The following is a 5,764-nucleotide window of genomic DNA, read 5'->3' as shown; positions in this document are numbered from 1 at the left end:
ACCCTGCGTCCGGGCGAGGTCATCAATCCGCTGATGCGTCCAGCGGGCATTCTTGTCCCCGATGATGCCGGCGAAGAAACTCTTGTGGCGGGGTTCAACCAGATCGAGGCGCAGGTCCTGAAAGTCGGGATGATCGCCGAGGTTACTTGCGCGTCGAAGCCCTATCAGGTCATTCCGATGGTCGTGACCGAAGTGCAGGATGTGATCGCGACAGGGCAGGTTCGCGCCTCGGACCAATTGCTCGATGCGCAGCAACTCGCCAAGCCCGGCACGATCACCGCGACGCTCGAGCCGCTTTACAAAGGTCAGATCGCCGACGTCCCGCGCGGCAGCAGCTGTATTGCGAACGCCTATACCAACAGCCATGATCGCCTGAGCGACCCCGATATCGGCACCGGCGAAGCGCTCTTTCTGCACGCGGTTGATACGACGGCATTGGTCCATGCGATGTTGCTCAGGATCCAGACCGTGGTTCTGCCGGTCAAGACGCTGGTCCTTAGCGGGCATTAAGCGCGAAACGGTGGTGCGGGGGGATCGGGCTGCCGCTCGAAATAAGGCGCGACGGATTGTCCGAGCTGCAACCGGCCTGTCCTCAAGACCCCTCAATTTCGTCCAGAAGCCGGTCGAGCGCGTCCAAGTCGAGCAAGTCTTTATGCGCGCGTTCGACCGGCTTCTGGCCGAAGGCCATGTGAATAGCCCCATGTTTTGTGGACGCCTTCTTCGCTTACTTTGAGGCAAGGAGGCCATGATAGGCACAGGTAATTTGACTGACGATTTCAAGCGCGATGCGGTGCCAGATCATGGAACGGGGCTACTCGTCCGCAGGAAACCCCAGAGGAGTTCGCTGCGGTGATGCGCTGGCCGGGGCGCAGTTAGACGGAACGGCAGCTTTGTCCCGCAGAGCAGTCCTTGCCAGCTTGGCCCAGTGCTACTGGCGGGGGCAAGCAGTAACGGTCGACCCAAGGAGCCCTTAGCGGACGGTTTCACGTGCGAGAATGACGGGCTATTTGCGCTCTAATGGCAATCGTCCGCATCAACTCACGGACTCAAATTTCGCGCCTGTAACACCTGCATTCTCAAATCTAAGTTTGACTTCTTCGCTCACTATGATGGTACTGAGATGGTCTTTGAGCCTGAATATGTGACGGCTTTCGGTCTTCGTAGGATCGAGAACGAGTTCGTAAAAGTAGCGGTATTGGCCAGCCTTGTCAGGGCGAACAGGATCGTCTTTGATATACTTTTCGAAACGTGACCTTGCCTCATCAACACAGGCAACTTGAGTTTCGATGATCATCACGAAATATGTGCCCACAACTTTCGTGTTTTCAATGCAGATAGGCTCAATGACCACGTCATGATAAGGGCGATCCACCTCGGGAATGCCCGCTAGGGCGTTCTTAGCTTTCGTGCTAAGAATTGGAACATTTCCCGGATCCATGGTGAAACTAAAGTCCGTTGGCTTGCCCTCTCGACGCAACTCTATTGGGTAGGTGCATGGCGCCATGTACTCGATCGGGGGGTCGATAAACTCATAGTTCGCTCGTTCAGTTTCATATTTGAAACGTCCAAATATCCACCGATCCTGGCTGGTCTCTTCCCACATGTCATCGACAAGCCTGAAGTATTTCATTGTAACGCAACCTCGCTAAATTTGACAATGCGTTTCGAAAGCTCTTCGTAACTTCGATTGTCCGCTTCATCCGCTGAGCAGTCCTTGCCAGCTTGGCCCAGTGCTGCTGGCGGGGGCAAGCATTAACGGTTGACGCAAGGAGCCCTTTGCGGACACTGCTTTCCTTTTTCTGAACGCAAAGTTAATGTCCTCATAGCTGAAACTAAACGTTCATGGCTAACTACGATGAGTTACATAGATTGCTACAAACATGAACTAGTGGGTCAGTTTGGACATTTACCAGTTTATCGTCCACTTGAGGAAATTGCCGGTTCGCTCGATCCCAATGACGATGAATTTCGTTGCCTTCCCAACCAACTTGTTCTTGGGGGCGGAGGCGGTGAGCATCCTGGCATGGTACTTTTGCATCCTGAAAGAGCGGTCGCGGAGTTTGCTATTTACCACCCTGATATAGAGCTACCGGAGGAGTTAGAAAATAATATTTGGGAACAATATATTAGTTCGAATACAGCCTTTTTATATTCAGGTTGGTCTACAAAAGATCATTACGATTTCTATGATCTTTGCACTGGGCCTGGCCTTCCCAACAGGTTCAATCCTGCCCGCGGGATAAGTTTTGAATCATGGCTGCTTTCTGGATTTGGGGAATTTATTTATTATGCCATGCCAGAACTTGTTACTGCATCACTTGTTGAGAAAATAAATTCTCTTGCCCAGCCACGACACATACACTTCAATAACATCCTCATAGTTCCTCCGCGAATGCCAGTCTACGCGAACGGAGGAAATTCATTTTTCAAATAAAACTCTAGCGCGAGATTCCGCTTTGTCCGCAAAGCTGCCACCATTGCCCGGGCCTTACAATGCTGTTGGGCTCGGCACTTTGAGCCCTTAGCCATCATTTGGGGCCTTGGTCTTAATAGGCCTTGCGTCCGTGGATGCGACAATCTCGGAGAAGCCCAACGCGCGGTATTCGGTTTCGTCCCGGCATGCCGCCACGGCTGGCCCGGTCCAGCGACTCTCGCAGGGTCAAGGGGGGCCATTGGCTTCCCTGCGGGCATGTGTTCTCTAGGTTGGCGATCGCGGAGGACACATGCGACCTAGAACAATCATCAGACCTTGCGAAATTCGTGATTATCCGGCGCTCAAGAGCTTTGACGAGTTTATGGGTGATCGCCGTATCGATATGCAGCAAGGCAACCTCTTGATCGCCGAGCTGGAGGATGTGGCTGTTGGCTACGCTAAGGTCGCCCCGTCTGATTTCGTGGGCTGGCCGCTTCTCTCGATCGTATGTGTTTCCTCTGCAATGCGAGGGCAGGGGATTGGTCGTGAACTGGTGAATGGTGTCAAGTCGACGGCACAATGGCTTCGCCTTTACACCTCCACCGAGGCGTCCAACCTTTCGATGCGTGCCCTGCTGAAAAACTGTAATGCCCGTGAAATCGGCTTTGCAGATGACCTCAACATGTCGGGCGAGCGCGAGATGTTGTTCAGGTTGAAGTAGGGAACGGCAGGTTCGTCCGCAAAGCGGACGCTTGATCTAGTTACGTCGATCATAGACCCTTAGATCTCAGACTGGGGCTCTGCGACTGATTGTGGCATGTTCTGGAAAGATGAATACACACTTATCTTCCGCGTCCATTCGTCGTCGACGATGGTAGATTTTGTCGTAAATACAAAATGTTGCCGACTTTTCGGTAGAGGGGAGAGGCAATTCTTGTGAGCAAAAAGGCAGAACTGTTTGCCTTTAAACACTGGCTCGGATCACGAGACAGACAGGCATTAGCCGCAGCCGCCCGCATCGACCTGACTGGCTCGGGCGAAGGCCGGTGCAGCCGGCCGCAGCTAAAGCCCGGTGGCGTCAGCAGAGCTGGCGGCAGACGCCACAAATACCGTCCCAAACACGCGCTTACTATACTCCAGTGCTGATGATGTCAGGCGGCCCCGAACGACCGCAATGCGCCGTTCCTGCCAAGAGCTGGCAGATCGACGTGATGAACCCAAAGAGCGCGAGGCGGCGCACAGTGTGAATGTCAGCTTCAGTAGCAATCTCCTCTAATTATCCATGAATTCGAAGTCTTGAATATGTAGAGTGAACCTCCATCGCCGAGAAACATTTTGCCTTTGTCAGTCGAGTCGAGCTGAAAGAAAAACTGTGCGTCTTTGGGCCAGTCGGAACCTTGAATCCATGTTGGCCACCCTCCAATCTTAACCGGGTACTTACTACGCAATTCGTGGTATCTGTCAGATAAGTATTTGCTCTTAAAGAACCAATCATCTGCGGAAGCTTGGGCAACGTTTGTCGGTACTTCGTCGGCCATGTCTTCCCAGCTTGGTTGCTCTGCTATTGTTTCACGCCAGAGTACAGGAAATGTTGGTAGATCAGAGCTTTCCCTATAGCCGACCCCAAGAGGGATAAGGTTTGCAATGTCGGAATACGTCCGAACCAGAAATCCATGACCATTTTCTGCGCCCCAAAAAGTGGAGGATTGCAAATCCATCCAAATGTTTACGAGTGCAAGCCCTTCGAAGGCGGGCGGTGTTTCCGGTAACTCGTCAATACGAATTTGCAGTACAGGATGCATTTTTTTTCCTGACCGGTTGCAAATAGGAACATCCTCATCTTGCGCACCGAGAAAATTTCCTCCCCACCAGCTTGTAGCCCTGTTCTCTTGTTGAGGCTTGCTTCCGCCGATTTCTCCTAGAATTGCAGTTCTCGCAAGCTCATCTAGACGATCTAGTGCCCTTTGTATTTCTTGCTGTGTGAGTTCAACTGGCATTGCTCTCATGGCTTGAGGTGAGGAAACTCTTTGAGAAAACAGTGCTTTGATCCTGTCAAAAAACAACATGTCATCGTCTTCCTTGGGTTGCTGCATCCTAAGATATTCAGGAAGGCCGTGACGCGACAGCCACCATTTGCGCAGCCGCAGCGAGCTGCACCTAAGTCCCATATAGTCGCCTGTGGCACCTCGAGTTTTCTGCACCAAACACGGACGTCTGGTTTGGGGCGACTACACCGCGGCATCCGTTCGCATCGGGTAGTGTCATCTTGTCTGTCGCAGAAAAGGAATGACGTATATCCAATTCGCCATCCAATGCTGCATCACATATCTCGCGCGTTGTCTGTCGATCATTGCAGCAGATCCGTTTCACAACACGAGTCATGTGGTACGTGCGTGTTCTCAGACAATTCAGCACTCGATCTCACCGACTTTCGGCGCCCGTTCGCATTAGGATGCCGCAGTCACTAAGAGCCCAAACCTGCCGGTCAAATAAATGTCAGCCCGGAAGTGTGACGATGATTGCGCCGCCACGGGTCGCCACAACGGTATGTTCATATTGCACAACTGGCGCGGCTGGCTCGCTGTAGAGAGTCCATTCATCATCGGCGTCTGTCGTCGCCCACCTTCCACCGCGCGACAGGAACGGCTCAACGGTCAGCACGAGGCCATTGTGCATCCGGCGCTTGTCTCCCTTGGTGGGCCAGGTCGGAATCTCTTCCGGGGCCTCATGGAGAGCCTTGCCAGTTCCATGGCTGGCCAGATTCCGGATCAGCGTATAGCCCCGCTTGGCGGCGAAGGTGCCGATAGCTTTTCCGATCCCGGCCAGAGGCTTGTCATGCCCCACCTGCGCGATGCCGATCTGCATGGCGCGCTTCCCGTCGCGGCAGAGCTGGTCAAGGGATGGCTGAACCGGGCCGAGGCCAAAGGTCGCCCCCGTGTCGGCAAAGTAGCCGTTGAAAGACGCGGACACGTCGATGTTGACCAGATCCCCGGCTGCCAGCCTACGCTCGCCGGGGATACCATGGGCGATCTCCTCGTTGACGCTGATGCAAGTCGTGCCTGGAAAATCATATGTGGCCTGAGGTGCCGACACTGCTCCCTCACGCTCCAGCAACTCTTGGCCGATGATGTCGAGTTCGCGCGTCGTAATGCCGGGCTCCATAGCTGCCGCCATGGAATGCATGGTGTTAGCGACAATCCGGCCAATCTTTCTAAGGCCTTCCAGTTCATCTTGGTGCGTGATCGTCATCTTGTGTCTCATCAACAGTGGCGGAGGGTCTCAGCGCATTACCATCTAATGGGCACCTCGAAAAATTGCCGTGACGACGCTGCCATCGTAGGATGAGGGGGG

5 protein-coding genes and 1 pseudogene are annotated in these 5,764 nt (G+C 53.6%); 3 read left to right on the top strand and 3 right to left on the bottom strand.

Annotated features, from left to right (window positions below; translation table 11 throughout):
• Window positions 1-510, top strand: a pseudogene (locus RTS12_RS19820) (HlyD family secretion protein); the annotation flags it as partial.
• A gap of 523 nt (window positions 511-1,033) precedes the next feature.
• Here RTS12_RS19820 and RTS12_RS19815 read toward each other — a convergent pair.
• Entirely contained in the window at window positions 1,034-1,630 is a 597-nt protein-coding gene (locus RTS12_RS19815; protein ID WP_312531721.1) for an imm11 family protein, read from the bottom strand.
• A gap of 225 nt (window positions 1,631-1,855) precedes the next feature.
• Between RTS12_RS19815 and RTS12_RS19810 the strand changes: the two genes are divergently transcribed.
• Both RTS12_RS19810 and RTS12_RS19805 read left to right on the top strand, forming a co-directional pair.
• On the top strand, window positions 1,856-2,434 hold the full coding sequence (locus tag RTS12_RS19810; RefSeq protein WP_312531719.1) for a hypothetical protein: 579 nt from the start codon (window positions 1,856-1,858) through the stop codon (window positions 2,432-2,434).
• A 289-nt stretch (window positions 2,435-2,723) separates the two neighbouring features.
• Window positions 2,724-3,134, top strand: a complete 411-nt coding sequence (locus RTS12_RS19805) for a GNAT family N-acetyltransferase (protein ID WP_312531716.1) — start codon at window positions 2,724-2,726, stop codon at window positions 3,132-3,134.
• A 535-nt stretch (window positions 3,135-3,669) separates the two neighbouring features.
• Here the strand turns inward: RTS12_RS19805 and RTS12_RS19800 are convergent.
• Both RTS12_RS19800 and map read right to left on the bottom strand, forming a co-directional pair.
• Entirely contained in the window at window positions 3,670-4,479 is an 810-nt protein-coding gene (locus RTS12_RS19800) for a DUF1963 domain-containing protein (RefSeq protein WP_312531713.1), read from the bottom strand.
• A gap of 430 nt (window positions 4,480-4,909) precedes the next feature.
• A complete protein-coding gene (gene map, locus RTS12_RS19795; protein WP_312531710.1) occupies window positions 4,910-5,662 on the bottom strand; it encodes a type I methionyl aminopeptidase in 753 nt (250 codons plus the stop codon).
• Window positions 5,663-5,764: the final 102 nt, after the last annotated feature.

Origin of the sequence: Paracoccus sp. (in: a-proteobacteria) (genome assembly GCF_032007265.1) — a bacterium.
GTDB lineage: Bacteria > Pseudomonadota > Alphaproteobacteria > Rhodobacterales > Rhodobacteraceae > Paracoccus.
This window is presented reverse-complemented; position numbering and strand designations above follow the sequence as displayed.

Bases quoted from the DNA above. Each gene is read 5' to 3' on its own strand.
- RTS12_RS19810 (WP_312531719.1), top strand. From the start codon at position 1,856: ATGAGTTACATAGATTGCTACAAACATGAACTAGTGGGTCAGTTTGGA.
- RTS12_RS19805 (WP_312531716.1), top strand. From the start codon at position 2,724: ATGCGACCTAGAACAATCATCAGACCTTGCGAAATTCGTGATTATCCG.
- RTS12_RS19800 (WP_312531713.1), bottom strand. From the start codon at position 4,479: ATGTTGTTTTTTGACAGGATCAAAGCACTGTTTTCTCAAAGAGTTTCC.
- map (WP_312531710.1), bottom strand. From the start codon at position 5,662: ATGACGATCACGCACCAAGATGAACTGGAAGGCCTTAGAAAGATTGGC.
- RTS12_RS19815 (WP_312531721.1), bottom strand. From the start codon at position 1,630: ATGAAATACTTCAGGCTTGTCGATGACATGTGGGAAGAGACCAGCCAG.